This window comes from Mesorhizobium sp. P2_D1, from assembly GCF_056404455.1.
On record NZ_JBFUDZ010000056.1, the window covers coordinates 1 to 22,564 of the forward strand.

At 62.7% G+C, this 22,564-nt stretch carries 20 protein-coding genes and 1 pseudogene; 9 read left to right on the top strand and 12 right to left on the bottom strand.

The window, feature by feature from the left end:
- The 3 genes and pseudogenes from AC1D0I_RS27330 to AC1D0I_RS27340 form a co-directional block, all read left to right on the top strand.
- Positions 1–204 (top strand): annotated as a pseudogene (locus AC1D0I_RS27330) (IMP dehydrogenase); the annotation flags it as partial.
- Complete coding sequence (locus AC1D0I_RS27335) at positions 158–781, top strand: hypothetical protein (protein WP_095085797.1); 624 nt, start codon at positions 158–160, stop codon at positions 779–781. The pseudogene AC1D0I_RS27330 and the gene AC1D0I_RS27335, both read left to right, overlap by 47 nt.
- Before the next feature lie 24 nt (positions 782–805).
- On the top strand, positions 806–1,225 hold the full coding sequence (locus AC1D0I_RS27340) for an MAPEG family protein (RefSeq protein ID WP_477307143.1): 420 nt from the start codon (positions 806–808) through the stop codon (positions 1,223–1,225).
- Positions 1,226–1,437: 212 nt separating this feature from the next.
- On the opposite strand, the gene rnd is transcribed toward AC1D0I_RS27340, so the two are convergent.
- The 7 genes from rnd to AC1D0I_RS27375 form a co-directional block, all read right to left on the bottom strand.
- The gene (gene rnd, locus AC1D0I_RS27345; RefSeq protein WP_095085791.1) at positions 1,438–2,589 is read right to left on the bottom strand and encodes a ribonuclease D; all 1,152 of its coding nucleotides are present in this window, start codon (positions 2,587–2,589) and stop codon (positions 1,438–1,440) included.
- Between the two features lie 75 nt (positions 2,590–2,664).
- Positions 2,665–3,909, bottom strand: a complete 1,245-nt coding sequence (locus AC1D0I_RS27350; RefSeq protein ID WP_477399027.1) for an MFS transporter — start codon at positions 3,907–3,909, stop codon at positions 2,665–2,667.
- Between the two features lie 156 nt (positions 3,910–4,065).
- Complete coding sequence (locus AC1D0I_RS27355) at positions 4,066–5,073, bottom strand: LacI family DNA-binding transcriptional regulator (protein WP_477399067.1); 1,008 nt, start codon at positions 5,071–5,073, stop codon at positions 4,066–4,068.
- Between the two features lie 153 nt (positions 5,074–5,226).
- On the bottom strand, positions 5,227–6,240 hold the full coding sequence (locus AC1D0I_RS27360) for a zinc-dependent alcohol dehydrogenase family protein (protein WP_477399029.1): 1,014 nt from the start codon (positions 6,238–6,240) through the stop codon (positions 5,227–5,229).
- Between the two features lie 52 nt (positions 6,241–6,292).
- Positions 6,293–7,063: an L-iditol 2-dehydrogenase gene (locus tag AC1D0I_RS27365; RefSeq protein WP_477399031.1), complete on the bottom strand. Its 771-nt coding sequence runs from the start codon at positions 7,061–7,063 to the stop codon at positions 6,293–6,295.
- A gap of 36 nt (positions 7,064–7,099) precedes the next feature.
- Positions 7,100–7,267, bottom strand: coding sequence for a hypothetical protein (locus tag AC1D0I_RS27370; RefSeq protein WP_457151806.1), 168 nt, complete (start codon positions 7,265–7,267; stop codon positions 7,100–7,102).
- A gap of 37 nt (positions 7,268–7,304) precedes the next feature.
- Positions 7,305–8,624, bottom strand: a complete 1,320-nt coding sequence (locus AC1D0I_RS27375; protein ID WP_477399033.1) for an ABC transporter substrate-binding protein — start codon at positions 8,622–8,624, stop codon at positions 7,305–7,307.
- Positions 8,625–8,934: 310 nt separating this feature from the next.
- On the opposite strand from AC1D0I_RS27375, the gene AC1D0I_RS27380 reads away from it, so the two are divergent.
- The 3 genes from AC1D0I_RS27380 (at position 8,935) to aspS (ending at position 13,158) form a co-directional block, all read left to right on the top strand.
- Positions 8,935–9,921: a tagatose kinase gene (locus AC1D0I_RS27380; protein ID WP_477399035.1), complete on the top strand. Its 987-nt coding sequence runs from the start codon at positions 8,935–8,937 to the stop codon at positions 9,919–9,921.
- Complete coding sequence (locus tag AC1D0I_RS27385) at positions 9,918–11,201, top strand: D-tagatose-bisphosphate aldolase, class II, non-catalytic subunit (RefSeq protein ID WP_477399037.1); 1,284 nt, start codon at positions 9,918–9,920, stop codon at positions 11,199–11,201. Before AC1D0I_RS27380 ends, AC1D0I_RS27385 begins: the two co-directional genes overlap by 4 nt.
- A gap of 166 nt (positions 11,202–11,367) precedes the next feature.
- On the top strand, positions 11,368–13,158 hold the full coding sequence (gene aspS / locus AC1D0I_RS27390; RefSeq protein ID WP_477399069.1) for an aspartate--tRNA ligase: 1,791 nt from the start codon (positions 11,368–11,370) through the stop codon (positions 13,156–13,158).
- Positions 13,159–13,274: 116 nt separating this feature from the next.
- On the opposite strand, the gene AC1D0I_RS27395 is transcribed toward aspS, so the two are convergent.
- Positions 13,275–14,465 carry a hypothetical protein gene (locus AC1D0I_RS27395; protein ID WP_477399039.1) on the bottom strand — a complete coding sequence of 397 codons (1,191 nt, stop codon included), beginning with the start codon at positions 14,463–14,465 and terminating at the stop codon, positions 13,275–13,277.
- A gap of 50 nt (positions 14,466–14,515) precedes the next feature.
- The gene (locus tag AC1D0I_RS27400; RefSeq protein WP_477399041.1) at positions 14,516–14,854 is read right to left on the bottom strand and encodes a hypothetical protein; all 339 of its coding nucleotides are present in this window, start codon (positions 14,852–14,854) and stop codon (positions 14,516–14,518) included.
- Between AC1D0I_RS27400 and parC the strand changes: the two genes are divergently transcribed.
- Positions 14,810–17,062 carry a DNA topoisomerase IV subunit A gene (gene parC, locus AC1D0I_RS27405; protein ID WP_477399042.1) on the top strand — a complete coding sequence of 751 codons (2,253 nt, stop codon included), beginning with the start codon at positions 14,810–14,812 and terminating at the stop codon, positions 17,060–17,062. The two genes, AC1D0I_RS27400 and parC, sit on opposite strands and share 45 nt — an antisense overlap.
- 196 nt (positions 17,063–17,258) lie before the next feature.
- A complete protein-coding gene (locus AC1D0I_RS27410) occupies positions 17,259–18,473 on the top strand; it encodes an AI-2E family transporter (RefSeq protein WP_477399044.1) in 1,215 nt (404 codons plus the stop codon).
- A gap of 70 nt (positions 18,474–18,543) precedes the next feature.
- Here AC1D0I_RS27410 and AC1D0I_RS27415 read toward each other — a convergent pair whose 3' ends face one another.
- From AC1D0I_RS27415 to AC1D0I_RS27425, 3 genes are all read right to left on the bottom strand, one after another.
- The gene (locus tag AC1D0I_RS27415) at positions 18,544–19,440 is read right to left on the bottom strand and encodes a DMT family transporter (RefSeq protein WP_477399046.1); all 897 of its coding nucleotides are present in this window, start codon (positions 19,438–19,440) and stop codon (positions 18,544–18,546) included.
- A gap of 118 nt (positions 19,441–19,558) precedes the next feature.
- Entirely contained in the window at positions 19,559–20,323 is a 765-nt protein-coding gene (locus AC1D0I_RS27420) for an arginyltransferase (RefSeq protein ID WP_095085760.1), read from the bottom strand.
- Between the two features lie 140 nt (positions 20,324–20,463).
- Positions 20,464–20,934 carry an RDD family protein gene (locus tag AC1D0I_RS27425; RefSeq protein WP_477399048.1) on the bottom strand — a complete coding sequence of 157 codons (471 nt, stop codon included), beginning with the start codon at positions 20,932–20,934 and terminating at the stop codon, positions 20,464–20,466.
- A gap of 209 nt (positions 20,935–21,143) precedes the next feature.
- Between AC1D0I_RS27425 and sthA the strand changes: the two genes are divergently transcribed.
- Positions 21,144–22,532 (top strand): Si-specific NAD(P)(+) transhydrogenase, encoded by a 1,389-nt coding sequence (gene sthA, locus AC1D0I_RS27430; RefSeq protein ID WP_457153869.1) that lies wholly within the window; start codon positions 21,144–21,146, stop codon positions 22,530–22,532.
- Positions 22,533–22,564 lie beyond the last annotated feature (32 nt).

Consider the following 22,564-nt stretch of genomic DNA (forward strand, 5'->3'; position numbering starts at 1 on the left):
GTTCCCTACAAAGGACCTGTGTCTGGCGTGCTGCACCAGCTTGCAGGCGGGCTGAAAGCCGCTATGGGTTATGTCGGCGGTCGCGATCTTGCCGATTTCCGCGAACGCGCCACTTTTGTACGCATATCCAACGCCGGACTTCGTGAAAGCCACGCCCATGACGTCACGATTACCCGCGAAAGCCCGAATTATCCCGGCGGAGCCCGATCCGTACGGGCTCTGGCGCAACCTGGCCGCAACGATCCTGCGGCTGTCGCGCCACGCGGCCGCGCTCTGTTTCCTGTCGGCGGCGGTTTTCATCGCCATGACGGTGCTGGAATTCTTCTATTTCCGCCAGTTGAGCGGCGGCCTGGCGTCACTTGATATGCGCTTTCTCGGCTTCACGCCGGACGAAGGCATGGCCTGGCTGACGGCGCTCGGCCGGCGCGGCGGCGAGATCATTCTCGTCTGGCACTATCTGACCTTTGATTTGCTGTTCCCGGCGCTGTTGTCGGTTACACTGGTCAGCCTGATCCTGGCCACCGGCCGGCGATTGAAGAATTTCCGCGTGTTGCCGGGGCAGTTGCAGTCGATCTTCGCGCTGATTCTGGTACTGCCGTACACGCTGGCCGATTATGCCCAGAACATCGCGGTGGCGAGCCTGCTGTCCGATTTCCTGTCGGCCAATCCGGATTCGCTGTCTCTCGCCTCGGCGCTGATCGTCACCAAATTCGCGCTTCTCGCCGTCCCGTTGACAGTCATCGCCGCTTTCTGGCTGGCGGGTCAGAAACACCAGGCTTGACGCCAAAACGGGGCAGGGCAGTTCATGAACCAGACCACGATCTTCTGGCCGTTGCTGGCGCAGGTGCTGCTGATCTACATCGTCTATATCGTCCTGGGTCACCGCAGATATGGGGCGGTCAGGTCAGGTGAAGCCAAGGCCGGTCAGTACAAGCTACGCTCGACCGAGCCGGCCTCCAGCATCACCGTTGCCAGCAATCTCATCAACCAGTTCGAATTGCCGGTGCTGTTCTACGTGCTGTGCCTGACGCTGCACGTGACCAACGGCGTCAACTTCCTGACCCTGGCGCTGATGTGGATTTTTGTCGCGTCGCGCTATTTCCACGCCTGGGTCCACCTGACCAGCAACAATCTGCGGCTGCGCAGCCGGTCTTTCTTCCTCGGTGCTACCGTGCTGGCGCTCGCCTGGATCTGGTTTCCGCTGCATCTGCTCGGAGCCGTGTAAGCATCGCCAGCCTCACCTTCTCCCCCTGTGGGAGAAGGTGGCCGAGCGAAGCTCGGTCGGATGAGGGGTGTTGGACGGATCAATACCTTGAAGATGTAAGCGCTAAAAGTTCATCGATTTTTCACGCAGCGTTTCTTCCAGCACCCCTCATCCGTCTCGGTGCTACGCGCCGATCCACCTTCTCCCACAAGGGGAGAAGGGCGAGGCCGACGCTAAAGATCGAAAACCGCGATCTTGCGCTTGTCGAACTTGAAGCCGATCTCACCGCGCACCAGCTTCAGCGCGGCCTCGCCGAACACCGCGCGCCGCCAGCCTTGCAGGGCTGGCACGTCGGCCTCCTCGCCCTCTGCCGCAATGCGGTCGATGTCATCGCTGGAGGCCAGCACTTTCGAGGCGACACCTTCCTTTTCGGCGACGATCCTGAGCAGCACCTTCAACAGTTCCGACGCCGCGCTCGAGCCTTCGGGCGGCTGGAAGTTCTTCGGCAGCTTCGGCATCTGCTCCTTGGGCAAGGCAAGCGCGGCGTTGACAGCGCCAAGCAGGGCCGTCGCCGTCGACGAGCGCTCCCAGCCTTTCGGCGTCGTGCGCAGCTTGCCAAGGGCGGCCGCGTCGCGCGGCGCCTGCTGCGCGACCTCGTAGATTGCGTCATCCTTGAGCACGCGGCCGCGCGGTACGTCGCGTTCGCGCGCTTCGCGTTCGCGCCATGCGGCCACGGCCTGCACGATCGCCAGTTCCTGCGGTTTGCGCAGCCGCATCTTCAGCCGCTTCCAGGCGTCCTCGGGATGCGGATCGTAGGTCTCGCGCGAGGTCAGGACATCCATCTCCTCGTTCAGCCAGTGAGCGCGGTTTTCCCGCACCAGCTCGGCGCTGAGATGCTGGTAGACCTCGATCAGATGGGTGACGTCGGCCAGCGCATAGTCGAGCTGCTTGTCGGAAAGCGGCCGGTGGCGCCAGTCGGTGAAGCGCGATGACTTGTCGAGCCGCGCGCCGGTGATCCGCTGCACGAGCTGATCGTAGGAAACGCTGTCGCCGAAGCCGCAGACCATCGCCGCCACTTGCGTGTCGAAAACCGGATGCGGAACGAGGTCGCCGAGATGGACGATGATTTCGATGTCCTGCCTTGCGGCGTGGAAGACTTTGACCACAGCCTCGTTGGCCATCAGCTTGAAGAATGGCGCCAGGTTGATGTCGGGCGACAGCGGATCGATCAGCGCCGTCACGCCGGGTGCGGCCATCTGGATCAGGCACAGGATCGGCCAAAAGGTCGTTTCTCGAATGAATTCGGTATCGACGGTGACGAAATCCGACTTTTCGAAAGCGGCGAGAACGGTCTCGAGTTCTTTCTGGGTGGTGATGACGTGCATCAAATCGCTTTTGACAGGAGTAAGGTCTTCCTAGATTTCAGCCGGAAGCGCTTTCGTCAAGCTGTGGCGCCATCGTCATGGGGTTCCCGGCCCATCGGAATCGCCGTTTCTTCTGGCCAGCCGCGCGAAAATCGTCGATGTGCGCAACAGCGCGGTGAAGCGGCTGCGCTTGCCCACCGGCACGCCGGAGCGGGCCTGCATCCGGTAGAGGATGACGGCGATGAAGATCGCATAGACGACGGCGCTGAACACGAACAGCGCGCTCGGTCCGAAATACTGCATCGCCGTCGAGGCGGCGAACGGCCCGCCAATGGCACCAAAGGAATAGAACAACATCAAGGCCGCGTTGATCAGCACGAACTCGCCGGTGTCGGCGCGGTCGTTGGAATGCGCCGCCGACAGCGAATAGAGCGGCATGGCGAAACAGCCGAAGATGAAGATGATGACGAAGTTGAGCAGCGGATTGCTGCCGGCGATGAACACCAGCGCCAGTGCCGAAAGCATCGCGCAGCAGGTCGTGATCAACAGCACCCGACGCCGGTCCCAGCGGTCGGAGAGGTAGCCGAGCGGATACTGGATGATGGCACCGCCGAAGATGCCGACGCTGACGAAGGTGACGACATCGGCAACCGACATGCCGATCTGCTCGGCATAGACCGGCGACAATGTGCGAAAGGCGCTGTTGGTGACACCGACGGCCATGCAGCCGAAGCAGCCCAGCGGCGAAATCCGCCAGACGCGCGCCAGGTCGAGCTTGACCTCCTCGGGCGGCGTCGGGTTGGAGCGGTCGCCCAGCGAGACCGGCACCAGCGAGAGCGTGATCATGATCGACATGATGGCAAAAATGGTGAAGCCGCCGGCACCGAAGATCGGGATGAGGAACTGGGCGCCGGTCACCGAACCGGTGTCGACCATCCTGTAGATCGCCAGCACGCGCGCGCGGTCGCGATTGCTGACGCCGGAATTCAGCCAGCTTTCGACGATGGTGAACAGTCCGGCAAAGCAGAAGCCGCCGGCAAAGCGCACCGCGCACCACATCACCGGATCGAGAACCAGCACCAGCAACAGGGTGCCGACAGAGGCGATTGCCGCCAGCGCCGAAAAGGCCCTGATATGGCCCACCGCCTTCATGATGCGGGTGATGGCCAGGCAGCCGAGCAGGAAGCCGGCGAAATAGAAGGTGCCCATCAGACCGATGTCGGAGGAGGAAAACCCTTCCTGCGCGCCGCGCAGCGCGATCAGCGTGCTCTGCAGCCCATTGCCGCCAAGCAGGATGCCGGCGGCGAGCAGGAGCGGGATCAGCGGGCGGATGGAGGACATGAAGGAAAACAACCGCTTGTCGTTGATCCTTCTTGAACCATCGCTTCCGTCAATGCCAGCGACAATTCCAAACGGAACTCGGCCGCGCGGATAACCGCGCTGCGAAAGATGGGAGATCGCCGGCTCTGTTGTGGCGTTCAGCCCGCCTGTGCCGGCTCAAGCCGAACTTCGCAGCATCAATTCCGCGTTGAGCAGGATGCGTCCGCCGTCTGGTTTGGCCGAGGATTTCTCATCCAGCCTCTCCAGCAGAAGTTCGATGGCCAGGCGGCCGATCTCGTTGTAGTTCTGCGCAACAGTCGTGATCGGCGGGCAGGCGTRGCGCGACAAGGGATGGTCGTCATGCCCCGCGACCCGCATGTCGCAGTCGGCCCCGTGGCCTACTTTCAGGCCCAGTTGATACGCGCCCGCGATCACGCCGAAGGCAACACGGTCGTTGGCGCAAAGCACGGTCCTGGTCGGAAAACCTTGCCCCTTCAGGATACGAAGCGCTTCATCAAAGCCGAATTTCTCGAAATCCCATGAACGCGCGTCGACGACGGGCACGATTTCAGGCGTCATCTTGAACTGCTGCATGGCCTCGACATAGGCGTCCTGTCTGGCCGAGGCGTTGTTGTTGACCAGCGGCATGGCGAAATAACAAGGCGGCTCGCCTGACCTGCAGAGATAATCGACGATGAGCCTGAAGCTCTGCCTGTTGTCGGTGCCGACGAACGACGAGGTCTCGTCGAGCGGCGAGTCGACATAGATCAGCGGGATGCTCGATCCGAGTTCGGCCAGGATACGGTGATGGGACTGCACGCCGAGCGGCGCTATGATGGCGCCGGCAATGTTCATCGACTTGAATGTCTGGATCGCCTGGTCTTCCATTTCGGCGCGTCCGTCGGAAGACAGCACAAAAGCCAGGAAACCGGCTTCGTTGGCGATCGTTTCGATACGGCGCGTCAGCGCCATGTAGAACGGGTCCGTCGAATTCGGAATGATGACGCCCAGAATGTTGCTGCGGCGGCGATTGAGATTGACGGCGAACATGCTCGGCCGAAAGCCGGACTTCCTTTGCGCGGCCTCGATCACGTTTCGAGTGTTTTTCCGTACCGAGCTGGGGTCGTTGAAATATTTGGAAACCGTCGTGCGGGACAAGCCGACGAAGGCCGAGAAGTCCTCCATCGTCCTGATTGTCTTTGCCATTCACGGGCTCCCTGCTCGAACTGCCGTCGCCACTGTCTACTTGAGTCACCTTTTTGCGGAAAGGAGGTGGGATATACTTTCCGGGCGCAGGAGACCGCGCGTGGTTCATGGGCGCGGCTGAATTTTTGGAAATCACGGCTCCGAGGAAAACTGTACTTTCATCGTCGTTGGGTCGCCGGCGGCTTTGGCGAAGAACGGGAGCAGTTCGGAAAGCGGCAGCCGATGGCTGACAAGCCGTGCCATCGTGCCGTCGTCCTGGCTGAGAATGTCGAGCGCCTGCGGGATGTTGCGGTTCAATGAGTGCGACCCCGCCAATCTGATCTGCCGGCGGAAAATCTCGAACGGGGCAACCGAGATCCTGGCATCGGGTGCGCAGACACCGAAAATGAGCGCCGTCCCGCCATCGGCGGTGAAACCGATCATGCCTTCAACCACCTTGGCGACGCCGGTGGCGTCGGCGACGAAATCGAAGCCCCGCGCCCGCGCCGACAGCGCCTGCGATCCGGACACCAGCGGTTCCAGCCCGAGCGCCTCGGCGAAGGCGAGGCGCTGTTTGCTGATATCGGCGACCGCCACGCTGCTGACGCCCTTGGCCCGGAGCGAGAGGGCAAGCAGCAGGCCGATCGGCCCGGCGCCGAAGACCAGCGCGGTGCCGGGCGTCCTGTTGCCGGTCGCGAGGCCGGCGGCGCCGAGACCATTGAGGACACAGGCGAGCGGCTCGGCGAGTGCTGCCGTGGCGAAACCGAGATCGCCGATCCCATGCAGATGGTCGACGGCAACCATGCTGAACTCGGCGAAGCCACCGTTCTCGGTCACGCCATAGGCCTTCAGGCTGGCGCACAGATTGGTCAGGCCCTTCCTGCAGGCCGGGCAATGCCCGCACGGGATGTTGGGATCGACAGCGACCCGGTCGCCAGGCTTGACGGTGGTGACATCGCTGGCGACCACCTCGACGGTGCCCGCATATTCGTGGCCGGGGACCAGCGGAAACGCGCCTTCGCTGTAGCGGCCATGCAGCACCTCGATATCGGTATGGCAAAGGCCGGCCGCGCGGACCCGTACCAGGGCATGCCCCGGTTTGATTGTGGGCATCTCCAGCTCCGCCATGCCGGCAACGCCTGCGGCGGTAAATCGGATGGCCTTCATTTCAGTCTCCCTGCTTGGACGACCTTGTCCCGGATGACGCGGCTCGGGCGCGTCAGCTCATCCAGTTGCCGCCGTCGACATTGTAGGTCTGCGCCAGGATATAGTCGCTGTCGGGCGAGGCCAGGAACACGGCGAGCCCGGCAATATCCTCGGGCTGTGCGAAGCGGCCGATCGGAACAGATCTGGCCACGGCGGCCTTCTTTTCGCCCGGCTTGAGGCCTTCCCAGCGGGCGAAGTGCGCATCGACAACATCCCAGTGCTCGCCGTCGACGACACCGGGCGCGATCGCGTTGACATTGATGCCGTGTTTGACCAGCGCCAGCGCCGCCGACTGCGTGGCCGAAATGATCGCTGCCTTGGAGGCGCAGTAAAGCGTCACCAGCGCCTCGCCGCGGCGACCGGCCTGGCTCGCCATGTTGATGATCTTGCCGCCGCGGCCGCGCGCGATCATCACATTGGCCACCGCCTTCATCATGAACAGCGGCGCCTTGAGATTGATGGCGAACACCCTGTCATAGCTCGCTTCGGTGATGTCGGTTATCGGTGCCATGTCGAAGATGGCTGCATTGTTGACGAGGATATCGATGCCGCCGAAATCGCGGTCGACCTCCGCCACGACCCTCTCGATCGCACCGAGGTCGGTGACGTCAAGCTGGATGGCTCTGGCCGCCGCACCGATCGCGGCGGCTGCCCGCGTGGCACGCTCGATGTCGATATCGGCAATCACCACCTTGGCGCCTTCGCGCACATAGGCTTGCGCGAAGCCCAGGCCAATGCCGCGCGCACCGCCTGTTATGAGGGCAATCTTGTTGTTCAGTTTCATGTCCAATTCCAATTCCGCGAGTTTTTGAAAACGCTGTCAGAGCGCCCGGATGGCGACCGGCGCAACGTCACGGGAGACGTGCCCCATCGGATCCTTGACGCCGCCTGAGAAACGCACGGACCCGCTGTGGCGGATCCGTGCATCCTCCAGGCCTGCTACAATGGGAGGCTTTTCAGGCCCGGACCGCCAGGAGGCTGTGCTCATTCCGCCTCCTGGCTCACCTGTCTGGGCTTGAACCCGCCTATTTGATGTAGCCTGCCTCCGTCATCGTCTTCTCCACGGCGGTCTGGGCGCCATTGAGCACATCGTCGACCGACTGCTGACCGGTGACCGCGGCGGCAATCGCCTGGCCGACCTCGGTGCCGATGCCCTGGAATTCGGGGATGGCGACGAACTGGATGCCGGTATAGGGAACCGGGTCCTTGGTCTGCTTGGTCGGATCGGCGGATTCGATCGCCGAAAGCACCGTTGCGGCGAAGGGGGCTGCTTTCTGGTAGTCCGGGCTGGCATAGGTGGATTTGCGCGTTCCCGGAGGTGCGGCAACCCAACCTTCGGTCTCGCCGACGCGCTGGACGTAGGCTTTCGAGGTCGCCCATTTCACGAACGACTTCGCGGCGTCCGCCTTGGTGGAACTCGCCGGGATGGCCAAGCTCCATGCCCAGCCCCAGGCCGAACCGTTGGGGGTGACCGCCACCGGTGCCTTGGCGAAGGCGACCTTGTCTGCAACCTTGCTCTGCTTCGGATCATAGACACGACCCGCCGCCGACGTGGCGTCGATCCACATGGCGCAATGGCCGGAGGCGAACAAGGTCTGGTTCTCGTTGAAGCCGTTGGAGCTTATTCCGGGAGGTCCATCCTTCTTCATCGTGTCGACATACCAGCCGATCGCCTTCTTCCATGCGTCCGAATTGATCTGCGGCTTCCAGTCCATGTCGAACCAGCGGCCGCCGAACGTGTTCACCAGCGTGCCGACAAAGGCCATGTTCTCGCCCCAGCCCGGCTTGCCGCGCAGGCACAGGCCGTATTGCTCCTTCGACTTGTCGGTGAGTTTGTCGGCGAATTCGGTGATCTGGTCATAGGTGGGCTGCTCCGGCATCTTCAGCCCGGCGGCGTCGAACAGATCCTTGCGGTAGAGCGTGAACGAGCTTTCGGCGTAGAAGGGCACGGCATAGAGCTTGCCGTCGACCGTCAGGCCGCTTCGCACCGGCGCGATGAGATCGTCATAGTCATAATCGACGCCAAGATCGTTGAGCGATGTCAGCCAGCCGCTCTTGCCCCAGATCGGCGTTTCATAGCCGCCGATGGTCAGCACGTCGAACTGGCCGCCCTTGGTGGCGATGTCGGTGGTGACCCGCTCGCGCAGGACGTTTTCCTCCAGCACCACCCAGTTGACCTTGTTTCCCGTCGCCTTCTCCCATTCCGGCGACAGCTTCTGCATGATGATCATGTCGCCATTGTTGACCGTCGCAACCGTGATCTCCGCGGCCAGGGCGGCAGTCGCCATCAGTGCGGAAGCGGCGACCGACGCGGCGAGAATTCCAATAGGCTTACCAATTGGCATTTCGTCTCCTCCTTTACGAATGCGCATGTGTAAGTGAACATGCGTATATATTTTATTGCGCTTGAAAACACGCAAGTCAAGCTGCATAGGAGTTGATATTGGCGGCCAGACCCAACGCGGCGCACAGCTTTCTGCCATTTGGCACATCGGGAAACGCGCGTGCGTAGTAAATAAAGTGAACGTACGTGCAGTTTGTGTTGACTTCGCTCGCGATGCGAATTACCTCGGCTACAGGTCAGGAGCGATCGTACAACCCGCACACCGACACGATCCGCGTCCGCTCCGGCTGGGGAGAGAAGGAATTACAGGAATGAGCTTTTCCCGCCGAAGGGAGATCGCGTCCGAATCCGTGGGGCCGACGATTGCCGCCGGCGAAATCCTGGTCGAGATCATGGCCACGGAGCGGGGTCTGGGTTTCCTCGAACCGATGACGCTGGTCGGCCCTTACCCGAGCGGTGCTCCTGCCATCTTCATCGATCAGGTCGCAAGGCTGGGCGCCGCCGCCGGGCTCGTCGCCTGCGTCGGCCGCGACGATTTTGGCACGATCAATCTGGAAAGGCTCAGGCGCGACGGCGTCGACGTGTCCGCCGTGGCCGTCAGCGATCGCTACCCGACCGGAAGCGCTTTCGTTCGCTACAGGCCCGATGGCGGCCGCGACTTCGTCTACAACATTGCCGAATCCGCCGCCGGGCAAATCCGCCTCACCAGCGAGGCGCGCCAACTGGCGGACAGGGCCGGTCACCTGCATGTCATGGGATCCACTCTGTCCGTAGCCGGGCTGAGGGACATCGTTGCCTATGCCACGAAGGCAGTGCGCGCCCGCGGCGGCTCGACCTCCTTCGATCCGAATGTGCGCAAGGAACTGATCGACGGCGCCGACGGCGCGCAATTTTCGGCCCTGGTCGACGATGCCGATCTGCTGCTTCCTTCCGGCGAAGAGTTGCTTACCGCGGCAGGGGTCGACGATGAATGCCAGGCGGTGAAGGCGTTGATCGCCAGGGGCGTCGGCGAGATCGTGCTGAAGCGCGGGGCTGCCGGCTCGTCCCGGTTCGGTGCCGATGGCAGCAGGATCGACTGCGCCGGCTTCCGGGTGGAGGAAGTGGACCCGACCGGAGCCGGCGACTGTTTCGGCGCGACCTACCTGACCTGCCGGCGCATGGGGATGGAGCCTGGCAAGGCGCTGTTCTATGCCAATGCCGCCGGCGCCCGCAACGTCACGCGGCGCGGACCCATGGAAGGCATCGCCGGCTTCGACGTGCTTGACGGCTTCATCGCCGGGACACAGAGGGCGACATGATGGCCAACCCGCTTGCAGGCCTCGCCACCGCCCGCAGAAACGGATCGCCTTATGGCATCACCTCGATCTGCTCGGCCCATCCGCTGGTGATCCAGACCGCCATCAGGCGCGCCGTCCGGGACAAGGAAACCACGCTGCTGATCGAGGCAACCTGCAACCAGGTCAATCAGTTCGGCGGCTACACCGGGATGACCCCGGACCTGTTCATCGCCTTCGTGCAGGAGATCGCCAGCAGGGAAGGTCTGGAGGCCTCACGCATCATCTTCGGTGGCGACCACCTTGGACCGAACCCGTGGCGCGCGGAGCCGGCCGCACAGGCGATGAGCAAGGCCGAAGCCATGGTCACCGCCTATGTCTGGGCCGGCTTCAGCAAGATCCACCTCGACGCGTCGATGGGATGCGCCGGCGAGCCGGCGGCCCTGGACGACGAGACGATCGCCATGCGGGCGGTGCGGCTGGCCAGGGCGGCTGAAAAGGCGGCCCACGCCAGTGGCGGTGCATTGCCGGTCTACATCATAGGCACCGAGGTTCCCGCCCCGGGCGGCGTCGATCACACGATCAGCAATCTGAGGCCCACCGAAGCGGCAGCGGCGCGCCGCACGATCGATGTGCATCGCCAGATCTTTGCCCGGGAAGGCCTGGCCGAAGCGTTTGGCCGCGTCATCGCCGTGGTCGTGCAGCCGGGCGTTGAATTCGGCAGCCAGAACGTCGTCGCCTACAGGCCGGAGGCGTCGAAAGCGCTGACCGGACTGCTTGATGAGGAACTGTCGCTCGTCTACGAGGCGCATTCCACCGACTATCAGAGCCGCGCGGCGCTGACGGCACTTGTCAGAAATGGCTTTCCCATCCTCAAGGTCGGCCCGGGCCTGACATTCGCCTTGCGCGAGGCGCTTTACGGGCTCGACCTGATCGCGTCCGAAATGGTCGCGGATTATGGCAATAGGTCGCTGGCCCGCACGATGGAGCGCGTGATGCTCGCAGCGCCGGGCCATTGGCACAGTCACTATCACGGCAGTGACGCGAGCCTCTATTTGCAGCGGCACTACAGCTACAGTGACCGCATCCGCTATTACTGGAGCAACCCCACTGCCGGCGTTGCAGTTGGCCGCCTGCGCGAGGTGCTCAACGGCGTCGCTATTCCCGAAACGCTGATGCGGCAATTCCTGCCGATGGTGCCGGCCGAACTCGGGCCTGCAGGGAATCCCGAGGCCATTCTTCATACAGCGATCGGCCAGGTGCTGGCCGATTACGACGCGGCTTGCCGTGGGGACGCCGCCTGAATCCGTTGCGCTGTCGCTAGCCAAGGGGCTTGCTGCGCCTGTCGGGCGGCGCCCGGCGCCACTTGCCTTGACAAATCCGGCCTCCCATGCGCTTTTCGCGCAAATTTTGAGGCCGGGCTGTGATGCTTCGGCCGGCAACGCAGCACCCCGGACCCTACCAATGACAATGCACCGTTACCGCAGCCATACCTGTGCCCAATTGAGGAAGAGCGACGTCGGCTCGACCGTTCGCCTGTCTGGCTGGGTGCATCGCGTGCGCGATCATGGCGGCCTGCTGTTCATCGACCTGCGCGACAATTATGGCCTGACCCAGATCGTCGCCGATCCGGATTCGCCGGCCTTCAAGGTTGCCGAGACCGTGCGTGGCGAGTGGGTCATCCGCGTCGACGGCGAGGTCAAGGCGCGCTTGCCCGAGACCACGAACGCCAACCTGCCCACCGGCGAGATCGAGATTTTCGCACGCGAGATCGAGGTGCTGTCGGCGGCCAAGGAATTGCCGCTGCCGGTGTTCGGCGAGCCTGACTATCCCGAGGATATAAGGCTGAAATACCGCTTCCTCGACCTGCGCCGTGAGACCCTGCACAAGAACATCATCGCCCGGACAAAAATCATCGCCGAAATGCGCAGGCGTATGGGCGAGGTCGGCTTCACCGAATTCTCGACGCCGATCCTGACCGCTTCGTCGCCGGAAGGCGCGCGCGACTTCCTGGTGCCGTCGCGCATCCATCCCGGCACCTTCTATGCGCTGCCGCAGGCGCCGCAGCAGTACAAGCAGCTGATCATGGTGTCGGGCTTCGACCGTTACTTCCAGATCGCGCCATGCTTCCGCGACGAGGACCCGCGCGCCGACCGGCTGCCGGGCGAATTCTACCAGCTCGACCTCGAAATGAGTTTCGTCGAGCAGGACGACGTTCTGTCGACCATGGAACCGGTCATGCGCGGGGTCTTCGAGACCTTCGCCAACGGCAAGCCCGTGACGCAGAAATTCCAGCGCATCCCCTATGACGTCGCCATGCGCAAATACGGTTCCGACAAGCCGGACCTTCGCAACCCGATCGAGATGCAGGCCGTCTCCGATCACTTCCGCGATTCCGGCTTCAAGGTGTTCGCCAACATCCTGGCCAACGACCCGAGGGCCGAGGTGTGGGGCATTCCGGCCAAGACCGGCGGCAGCCGTGCCTTCTGCGACCGCATGAATTCGTGGGCGCAAGGCGAGGGCCAGCCCGGGCTGGGCTACATCTTCTGGCGCAAGGAGGGTGACAAGATCGAAGGCGCCGGTCCGCTCGCCAAGAACATCGGCGAGGAGCGCACCGAAGCGATCCGCCAACAGCTCGGCCTTGCCGACGGCGACGCCGCTTTCTTTGTCGCCGGCGACCCGAAGAAGTTCGTGTCTTTCGCCGGTGCCGCGCGCACCCGCGCCGGCGAGGAGCTGAACCTTGTCGACCGTGAGCGTTTCGAACTGTGCTGGATCGTCGACTTCCCGTTCTTCGAATGGAACGAAGAAGAGAAGAAGATCGACTTCGCCCACAACCCGTTCTCGATGCCGCAGGGTGGCATCGACGCACTGAATGGCGAGGATCTGCTCGGCATCAAGGCGTTCCAGTACGATATGGTCTGCAATGGCTTCGAAATCGCCTCTGGCGGTATCCGCAACCATTTGCCCGAGACCATGGTCAAGGCGTTCGAGACGGTCGGGCTGGATCGCGCCACGGTCGAGGAGCGCTTCGGCGGCCTCTACCGCGCCTTCCAGTACGGCGCGCCGCCGCATGGCGGCATGGCCGCCGGCGTCGATCGTGTCGTCATGCTGCTGGTCGGCGCGAAGAACCTGCGTGAGATCACCATGTTCCCGATGAACCAGCAGGCGTACGATTTGTTGATGAACGCGCCTTCGGAAGCAAGCCCGCAGCAGCTCCGCGAACTGGCGCTGCGCGTCGCCGCACCCAAGAAGGACGCCTGATCCCGCTTCGGGTGATGCTTTAAAGAACCGCCAGAACCGATTCTTTCGATTCGCTAATCCCACAAAAAAAGCCCGGCATCGCTGCCGGGCTTTTTCGCGTATCGGGATCGCTTCGATCAGTCTTCGTTCGCCTTGACGGCGACGCCGAGCGTCTTCGGCAATTCGAGCGGGTTGGACATGGCTCCCGCCATGATCAGCGCGAACGGCACAGATGCCGGCGGTTCGGCCGAGATTTCGAGGCTCTTCGGATCGTCGAGATATTTGCCGACTGCGGCCGTGACTTGCGCCGTCAGTTCCGGATTGTTGAGCTGAGCCATGCCGAACGGCACGATCGCCTTGGCCTGGTTGGCGATGTCCTTGGCCGACATGCCTTGCTGCTTGCCGACATATTCCAGCACCTTGTTGGTCAGCGAATCGTCGTCGAAACGGATCGAGGCGCTGTTGAACGAAAGCTGCTGCAACAGGCCGAGCATGGCCATGCCTTGCGCCGAATTGTCGGCACCTTCGGGCTGTGCCGCCATCTTCTTCTGCATTTCCTGCAGCGACTTGATGAAGTCCATCGTGTAGCCGCCGAGGTCGAAGGTCATGCCGAGCGTGCCGGCGTTCTCGACGGAAATGTCGTATTTCGACAGTTCCATCTTGCCGTCCGTGGGCTGCCAGGTGCCGGCCATCTCGAGATTGCCCGCGATGTTCTGGTAGCCGAGCGCGTTGATGACTTCCTTGGACTTGGGGTCGTCGACCAGCGTCAGGTCGGCATTGAACTTTTCCGTGGTGGCGGTGAATTCCATCGCCTTGCCGTCGGCCGGCGGCGTGATCTCGACGGCAAGCCCGTCCATCGAGAAGGCGGTCTTGTCTGCGACCTTGACGGTCATGTTTGAGAGTTCAGCCGACTTGTACATCATCAGCGAGCCCAGCGGACCGGTGGAGCCGTTGGCCGGAACCGTCATGCCGTGGATGACGAAGGGGCTGAGGTTGAGCGTGACGCCGTCCTTTGAGTGTTCGAATGCCGACGTCGACACGGTGGCGATGTCATAGCCGCCATTTGCCTCGGTGACGCCCTCTAACTTGACGTCGCCGATGGGGAGCGCTTCCTTTTCCGCCGCCGGCTTGATGGCAACGCCCTGCAGAACCATGCTGGTGTTGTCGCCGGTCACGCCGGTCCAGGAGATGTCGACGCCCTGGGCGGAAAGTGCAGCCTTCAGCCGGTCGGCGACCGCTGCATCCTGGGCGAGGGCCGCGTTCAGCGGCAGCGTGAGCAAAAAGGTCGAAAAGGCGAACTTCTGGAGAGTTGAGCGGTTGATTGTCATCGCAAGGTCCCTGAGAGTGTCCTGAAATTATTTTTCAATTCTTTGCGCCATCACCATTCCGTGACGAACTGGACGGGAAAAAGGCGTGTCCCGGCACAATGGTCGAAAATCACGGTGAAAGGCAAACTCGATCCCACCGTCTTTGCGCAAACCGGTGAATTTGTAATGAAGAGCCGTTTGTAATGAAGAGCCGGTTGCCCGATATCATCACGCTTGGCCTTAGAGGCCTGATGTAACAGGCTGATGTTGGTCGACATCCGTTGGCCTGCGGTTTCATGTTGCAGAAGCGCCGGTACATCTGCCGGCCCCTTGCCGCGAATCACCCGCTCGGCTAGGTCCAGCCCATGGGAAAAAGGCTTTTGCCGCCTGAAAATGGCGGTGGCGATCATGTCGAACCGGTCGATCTGAAGAAGGCGTTGGAAGAGCGCTATCTGGCCTATGCGCTGTCGACCATCATGCACCGGGCGCTGCCGGACGTGCGCGACGGACTGAAACCGGTCCATCGCCGCATCATGCACGCCATGCGTCTGCTGCGGCTGAACCCCGACCAGGGCTTTGCCAAGTGCGCCCGCATCGTCGGCGAGGTGATGGGCAAGTTCCACCCGCATGGCGATCAATCGATCTATGACGCGCTGGTGCGGCTGGCGCAGGATTTTTCGATGCGCTACCCCCTGGTCGACGGGCAGGGCAATTTCGGCAACATCGACGGCGATAACGCCGCCGCCATGCGCTACACCGAAGCGCGCATGACCGATGTGGCGACCGAGCTGTTGTCCGGCATCACCGAGGATGCCGTCGACTACCGGCCGACCTACAATGAAGAAGACGAGGAGCCGGTGGTTTTGCCCGGCGCCTTTCCAAACCTGCTCGCCAACGGCTCGTCTGGCATTGCCGTGGGCATGGCAACATCGATCCCGCCTCACAACGCGGCCGAGCTTTGCGATGCGGCACTTCACCTGATCGAGCATCGCGATGCGCCGGTGGCGAAGCTGATGGACTTTGTCCAGGGTCCGGACTTCCCGACCGGTGGCATCATCGTCGACAGCCGCGCCGCCATCCTCGAAGCCTATGAAACAGGGCGCGGCGGCTTTCGCGTCCGGTCGAAGTGGATCCAGGAGGACCAGGGTAGGGGCACCTGGAGCATCGTCGTCACCGAAATCCCCTACGGCGTGCAGAAGGCGCGGCTGATCGAGAAGATCGCCGAGCTCTTGATGGCGCGCAAGCTGCCGCTGCTCGAGGATATCCGCGACGAAAGTGCCGAAGACATCCGCGTCGTGCTGGTGCCGAAGAGCCGCTCGGTCGACCCGGGCATCCTGATGGAATCGCTTTTCAAGCTGACCGAGCTCGAAAGCCGCTTCCCGCTCAACATGAACGTCCTGTCGCGCGGCAAGGTGCCCAACGTCCTGTCGCTGAAAGGCGTGCTGCAGGAATGGCTCGAACACCGCCGTGACGTGCTTGTTCGCCGCTCGAAACATCGCCTTGGCGAGATCGAAAGACGGCTGGAGATCCTCGCCGGCTACCTGATCGCCTATCTCAACATCGATGAGGTGATCAGGATCATTCGCGAGGAGGATGAGCCCAAGCAGGTGATGATGGCCCGCTGGTCGCTCACCGACACCCAGGCCGAAGCGATCCTCAACATGCGGTTGCGGGCTCTGCGCAAGCTGGAAGAATTCGAGATCCGCAAGGAATTCGACGGTCTGAGCGCCGAGAAGAAGCAGATCGAAGCGCTGCTTGCTTCAAACGAAAAGCAATGGGCGACGATCAAGTGGGAAGTCACCAGTATCCGTGACAAGTTCGGCCCGGAGACCGAGCTCGGCATGCGCCGCACCCAGTTCGCCGATGCGCCCGAACACGACCTGACCGACATTGCGCACGCCATGATCGAGCGCGAGCCGGTCACCGTGGTCGTCTCGGAAAAGGGTTGGCTGCGGGCGATGAAGGGGCATCTTGCCGATCTCTCGACGCTGACCTTCAAGGAGGGCGACGGCCTCAAGCTCGCCTTCCATGCCCAGACCACTGACAAGGTGCTGGTCTTCACCACGGGCGGCAAGTTCTACACCATCGGCGCCGACCGGCTGCCGGGTGGCCGCGGCCATGGTGAGCCGATCCGCATCATCGTCGACATGGACAATGACCAGGACATCGTCACCGCCTTCGTCCACGATCCGAAGCGCAAGCTTTTGCTGGCTTCGTATGACGCCAATGGCTTCATCGTGCCGGAGGAGGAAGTCGTCGCCAACACCCGCAAAGGCAAGCAGGTGATGAACGTCAAGGCGCCCGACGAGGCCAAGCGCTGCATCCCGCTCACTGGCGACCATCTCGCCATCGTCGGCGAGAATCGCAAGATGCTGGTGTTCGCACTCTCCGACATCCCGGAGATGGGCCGCGGCAAGGGCGTTCGCCTGCAGAAATACAAGGACGGCGGCCTTCTGGATCTCAAGCCGTTCACGCTGGAGAGCGGCCTGTCCTGGCAGGATTCGGCCGACCGCACCTTCATCCGGTCGCGTGAGGAACTGGCCGAATGGATCGGCGCCCGCGCCTCTGCCGGCCGCATGGTGCCGAAGGGCTTCCCGAGGACAGGGAAGTTTGGGTAGCTGCTAATCTCCCCCTCGAGGGGAGATGTCGCCGAAGGCGACAGAGGGGCGGTCGGCGTTTCATGCGCGGCGCCCCACTCTGGCGGCTGCCGGCCATCTCGCCCTCGCAGCTTCACCATCACCATTTGGACTATCGTCACGATTGCTGCACTATACCAGTGCATAAGCAGGAAAGGTGTTTGGGAGAAGCGGGCGTTTGAAGGAAGCAAAAATCCAGAAACCGGAACGGCAGCAGCGCCTGTTCGGCCTGTCGACGCCGCTGCGATCGGCCGTCATTCCGCCGCTGTCGGCGGCGCGCTGGCTGCTGGTGCTGATCGTCGCCGCCGGTGTCTATTTCTTCCATGGCTTCCTGTTTCCGGTGCTGGCGGCGCTGGTCATCGCTTTTGCAAGCTGGCCGCTCTACCGGCGCCTGCTTGTCGCGGTTGGCGGCAACCGCACCATCGCCGCGACCTTTGCCATCCTGTTCATCCTTGCCTTCCTGGTGGTGCCGATCGCGCTTGCCGGCACCTACGCCATCAACGAGGTGCGCGAGTGGGTCGGCTGGGCGATCGAGACCAACCGGCACGGCGCCGTGACGCCGCACTGGATCGCCACCATGCCTGTCGTGGGCGAGTGGCTGAACGAGCAATGGACGACCAATTTTGGCCATCCCGGCGGCATCGGCGAACTGATCCAGTTGGTCAGCGGTGCCAATATCGGCAGCATCTATCGCGGCGTCCTTGCCGCCGGCGGCAGCGCCTTCGGCCTGCTCCTGACGCTGCTGTTCATGATGATCGCGCTGTTCTTCGCCTATCGCGACGGCGAGCATTTTGCCGGCCAGATCGACCGCCTCGGCGAGCGCATCCTGCCGACCAGATGGGAGCGGATCTCGCGCGTCGTGCCGGCAACGATCTCTTCGACCGTGACCGGCATGACCGTCATCGCCATCGGCGAGGGACTGGTGCTCGGCATTGCCTACTGGCTGGCCGGCGTGCCGTCGCCGGTGACGCTCGGCGCCCTGACCGGCGTCATGGCGCTCATCCCCGGCGGCGCACCGCTGTCCTTCACCCTGGTCTCGATCTACCTCGCCGCCAGCGGGTCGCCGATGGCTGGGCTCGCGCTGTTCCTCTGGGGTGCGGTCGAGCTGTTCATCGTCGACAAGACGCTGCGACCGAAGCTCGTCGGCGGGCCGATAAAGCTGCCCTTCCTGCCGACTTTTTTCGGCCTGATCGGCGGCGTCAAGACCATGGGGTTCCTCGGCCTGTTCATTGGCCCGGTGCTGATGGCCCTATTGGTCGCGATCTGGCGCGAGTGGCTGCGCGAGGTGGAACTGACCGACGAAATCATGCCGGGTTCGCCGGTTGAAATCGAAGCTGGCCCGCAGATCGAGGTTCTGCCTGAACCCAGCGTGGTGAAGAAAGCCAGCGCCTGATTCGATCCGGCTCGCGTTGAGGGATGTTGAGTTTCAGGTTAGGCCGGCATCACCTGAATATCGACATACCTTAGGCCGGGTGATGCACCGCAAGGTCACCACGGCGCTTGCGTCCGTCGTGCAACTGCCACAGCGAATGCGCGATCAGCGTGACGATCAGGATCACGCCGCCGATCAGGCTGTTGCGGGTCGGTGTCTCGGCAAAGATCATCCACACCCAGACCGGCGCCAGCACGGTTTCGAGCAGGTAGAACATCGCCACTTCGGGACCTGAAATGTATTTCGGACCGTTGGCGAGGCAAAAGAACGAGATCGGCATGATGACGGCGCCGTTGAAGATGATCCACCATGGCGCATTGACCTGAAAACCTTCGCCAGTGACCATGAAAGCCGCCAGCGCCAGCGGCAGAAGGACGCCGACAAGGGCCGTGAATCCCATATCCTTGCCGCTGGCGTGCGAGATGGTGATGGCGACCGCGATGAAGAATGCCGAGCATAGCGCCATGAAATCGCCGAACAGGTGCCCGGTGCCGACCGAGCCGCCGACGATGACCAGCACGCCGAGGATCATGACCAGCATCGCCACGATCGTCACCAGCCGTGGCTTCTCGTTCAGGAATATCCAGGACAGCAACGCGGCGAAAACAGGGTTGAAGGCCAGGATGAACACCAGGTCGGCGGTCGAGGTGTGGAAGACGGCGGTGACGAAGGTGATCGAGGTCAGCCCGTAGCAAATCGCCACGACAAGGCCGGACCAGCCGGGGATGAGTTGCGGGGCGTTCCGGCTGAGCGCGCGCCAGATCGACCAGATGATCATGGCCGCGACGAAGGTGGTGCCAGTGCGCAGCAGCAGGATCGTCCATGCGCCGCCGTCGGCGAGCCGGATCAGCGGGATATCGACGGTCAGCGTCAAGCCGCCGATGGCTGTTATCAGAAGGCCTTTCTGGTGGTCGTTGTGGGAGGACATGCAGCAACTTTCGCATTGAAATGCAGGTGGACCGGCGCAATGGCGCACTCTCCAGCCAAGCGGCTGAAAGACCAGCATCCCCCGCTTTGAAACAGTTATGGGTGGATCGTGGAAAAACTCAGCGTGAAACCGCTTCGTTGGTGTAGCGCTCCCAGCCTTTCGGGCCGAGATGCTCCTGCGGCATGAAGCGCATCTTATAATTCATCTTGCGCGAGCCGTTGACCCAGTAGCCGAGGTAGACATGGGGCAGGCCCATCGCCCGGGCGCGGGCGATGTGATCGAGGATCATGAACGTGCCGAGCGAACGCTCCTCGAAATCGGGATTGAAATAGGAATAGACCATCGACAGGCCGTCGGCCATCTTGTCGGTGAGCGCCACCGCGATCAGTTCGCCCTGTCCCTTGCCGGTGATGAAGGTGTCGGGCCCGCGCCGCCGGTATTCGATCACCTTGGTGTCGACATGGGTGTCCTCGACCATCATGGCGTAGTCGAGCACCGTCATGTCGGACATGCCGCCACGGCGGTGGCGGGCGTCGAGGTAGCTGCGAAACAGCGAATATTGTTCGGTCGAGGGCTCGGCATTGTGCATGTGGCCGACGAGGTCGGAATTGTGCTGCAGCACCCGCTTCATGTTGCGGCTGGCGCTAAATTCCTGGGCGAGGATGCGTACCGAAACGCAGGCTCGGCAGGTCTCGCATGCCGGCCTGTAGGCGATGTTCTGCGAGCGCCGGAAGCCGCCTTGCGTCAGCAGGTCGTTCATCTCCGCCGCCTTGTCGCCAACCAGATGCGTGAACACCTTGCGCTCGAACTGGCCGTCGAGATACGGGCACGGCGACGGCGCGGTCAGGAAGAACTGCGGCGACTGGGTCGGATGCTGCGTCATCGAGCCTTGGAAACACTCCTTCGAATCGCTCTACCTTTGGCGCGGATGGCGAAAAATTCAACAGGATTGTGAGGGCGTGGTTGACTAGACGCCTTCACATTTACACTCAATCGGCTGTGACAGCGCTCGAGGGGGCCGTTTCAGCGGTCGGTGCGGCTGACCACGGTGCCGAGCAAAAGGTCGTGCAGCGTGCGCTTGCGATCGGCAAACAAGGTCACCAGAAGGACCAGCGGCGACAAGATGACGTTGCCGGCCCAGAACAGCACCGAATGGACGACGGCGGTCAGACCGTCGATCGGCCTGCCATCGAGTCGGTCGAGCCGGATGCCCATCAGCTTCATGCCCGTGGTGGCTTGGTCGGCACTGCCCAGTGTGTTCCAGATGTAGAGAATGGCGACGGCCGGCACCAGGGCGCCAAACAGCATCCAGCCAAGCCCAAGCGTCAAAAGGCCGAGGAAGAACACCAGTATGGCGAATGGAATGGTGAGCAGCGCAACGATGATATAGTCGATCACGAAGGCGAGGATGCGCCGCGTGCTCACGCCGTCATAGGCCCTGACATCGTCGAGCCTGGTCGGGATGATTTCGCCGTCAAGAACGCGCGCGTTCATGTCATTTCCTCGTAACAAGGCCCGACATAGGGTGCGAGCCGCTCGGTAATGAAATGGTGAAGGCCCGCGGCGGAATCAAGATCGAGCTTTTTGCGGCGCGCAAGGCGCGAGCGGCACGAGACGCAATCCGAATCGGTTGAATTTGCGGCGCGGATGGCATTAGCTTGCTGCGGCGCAACAAAGCGCTCAGGGGCAGAGGACGGGGCAATATGGACTACGACATGCTGGTCATCGGCAGCGGCCCCTCGGGGCGGCGCGCTGCGGTGCAGTCGGCCAAGCTCGGCAAATCGGCGCTGGTGGTCGACCGCGGCCGGCGTCTTGGTGGCGTCTCGGTGCATACCGGCACCATTCCATCGAAAACGCTGCGCGAAACCGTGCTCAACCTCTCGGGTTGGCGCGAGCGCGGCTTCTATGGGCGCGGCTACCGGGTCAAGCAGGATATTTCGGTCGGCGATCTTGTCGAGCGCCTGCACAAGACCCTCGACCACGAGGTCGAGGTGCTGCAGCACCAGTTCATGCGCAACACGGTCAAGAGCGCCCGCGCCGACGTGAAGTTTCTTGGCTCCAACAAGGTCAGCCTGACCACCGACACCGGAGACTACAGCGAGGTTGGTTTTGCCAATGCGCTGATCGCGGTCGGCACAAGGCCGCACAGGCCGCGCGATGTGCCTTTCGACAGGACCCGAATCTTCGACAGCGACGAGATGCTGGAGCTCGACCGTTTGCCGCGTACGCTGACCGTGATCGGCGCCGGCGTCATCGGGGTCGAATATGCGACGATCTTTTCCGCGCTCGACGTGCCGGTGACGCTGGTCGAGCCGCGCAACTCGATCCTCGATTTCGTCGACCGCGAGATCGTCGACGATTTCATCCATCAGATGCGTGATCGCGGCATGACGATCCGGCTGGGCAGTGCCGTGAAGGAGATCCGGTCCAAGCCGGACGCCGCCGAGGTCGAACTGGCCGATGGCCGTACCATTCGCTCCGAGGTGGTGCTCTACGCCGCCGGCCGAACCGGCAATGTCGGCAGCCTGGGCTTGGATATCGTCGGCATCGAAGCCGACTCAAGGGGGCGGATCAAGGTCGATCCGCAGACCTTCCAGACCAGCGCGCCCAACATCTACGCCGCCGGCGACGTCATCGGCTTTCCGAGCCTGGCCTCGACCTCGATGGAGCAGGGCAGGGTGGCGGCCTGTCATGCCTTCGGCGTGCCCTTGCCGCCGCCGCCTGAAACCTTTCCCTATGGCATCTATGCGGTGCCGGAAATCTCGACGGTCGGCCAGTCCGAGGAACAGGTGCGTGAAAGTGGGGCCGCCTATGAGGTCGGCGTGGCGCGTTTTCGCGAGACCTCGCGCGGCCACATCATGGGCGTCAACACCGGCTTTCTGAAGCTGTTGTTCTCGATCGAAACGCGCCGCCTGCTCGGTGCGCACATCATCGGCGAGGGCGCCACAGAGCTCATCCACATTGGCCAGGCGGTGATCAATCTCGGCGGCACCGTCGACTTCTTCGTCAACAACACCTTCAACTATCCGACGCTCGCCGAAGCCTACAAGATCGCCGGGCTGGATGCCTGGAACCGGATGGGGCGAGGGTAGGCTGGTCGGCGCCGCCGGCATTCTGGTCGGCG

Bases quoted from the DNA above. Each gene is read 5' to 3' on its own strand.
- AC1D0I_RS27335 (WP_095085797.1), top strand. From the start codon at position 158: ATGACGTCACGATTACCCGCGAAAGCCCGAATTATCCCGGCGGAGCCC.
- AC1D0I_RS27340 (WP_477307143.1), top strand. From the start codon at position 806: ATGAACCAGACCACGATCTTCTGGCCGTTGCTGGCGCAGGTGCTGCTG.
- rnd (WP_095085791.1), bottom strand. From the start codon at position 2,589: ATGCACGTCATCACCACCCAGAAAGAACTCGAGACCGTTCTCGCCGCT.
- AC1D0I_RS27350 (WP_477399027.1), bottom strand. From the start codon at position 3,909: ATGTCCTCCATCCGCCCGCTGATCCCGCTCCTGCTCGCCGCCGGCATC.
- AC1D0I_RS27360 (WP_477399029.1), bottom strand. From the start codon at position 6,240: ATGAAGGCCATCCGATTTACCGCCGCAGGCGTTGCCGGCATGGCGGAG.
- AC1D0I_RS27365 (WP_477399031.1), bottom strand. From the start codon at position 7,063: ATGAAACTGAACAACAAGATTGCCCTCATAACAGGCGGTGCGCGCGGC.
- AC1D0I_RS27370 (WP_457151806.1), bottom strand. From the start codon at position 7,267: ATGAGCACAGCCTCCTGGCGGTCCGGGCCTGAAAAGCCTCCCATTGTA.
- AC1D0I_RS27375 (WP_477399033.1), bottom strand. From the start codon at position 8,624: ATGCCAATTGGTAAGCCTATTGGAATTCTCGCCGCGTCGGTCGCCGCT.
- AC1D0I_RS27380 (WP_477399035.1), top strand. From the start codon at position 8,935: ATGAGCTTTTCCCGCCGAAGGGAGATCGCGTCCGAATCCGTGGGGCCG.
- AC1D0I_RS27385 (WP_477399037.1), top strand. From the start codon at position 9,918: ATGATGGCCAACCCGCTTGCAGGCCTCGCCACCGCCCGCAGAAACGGA.
- aspS (WP_477399069.1), top strand. From the start codon at position 11,368: ATGCACCGTTACCGCAGCCATACCTGTGCCCAATTGAGGAAGAGCGAC.
- AC1D0I_RS27395 (WP_477399039.1), bottom strand. From the start codon at position 14,465: ATGACAATCAACCGCTCAACTCTCCAGAAGTTCGCCTTTTCGACCTTT.
- parC (WP_477399042.1), top strand. From the start codon at position 14,810: ATGGGAAAAAGGCTTTTGCCGCCTGAAAATGGCGGTGGCGATCATGTC.
- AC1D0I_RS27400 (WP_477399041.1), bottom strand. From the start codon at position 14,854: ATGATCGCCACCGCCATTTTCAGGCGGCAAAAGCCTTTTTCCCATGGG.
- AC1D0I_RS27415 (WP_477399046.1), bottom strand. From the start codon at position 19,440: ATGTCCTCCCACAACGACCACCAGAAAGGCCTTCTGATAACAGCCATC.
- AC1D0I_RS27420 (WP_095085760.1), bottom strand. From the start codon at position 20,323: ATGACGCAGCATCCGACCCAGTCGCCGCAGTTCTTCCTGACCGCGCCG.
- AC1D0I_RS27425 (WP_477399048.1), bottom strand. From the start codon at position 20,934: ATGAACGCGCGCGTTCTTGACGGCGAAATCATCCCGACCAGGCTCGAC.
- sthA (WP_457153869.1), top strand. From the start codon at position 21,144: ATGGACTACGACATGCTGGTCATCGGCAGCGGCCCCTCGGGGCGGCGC.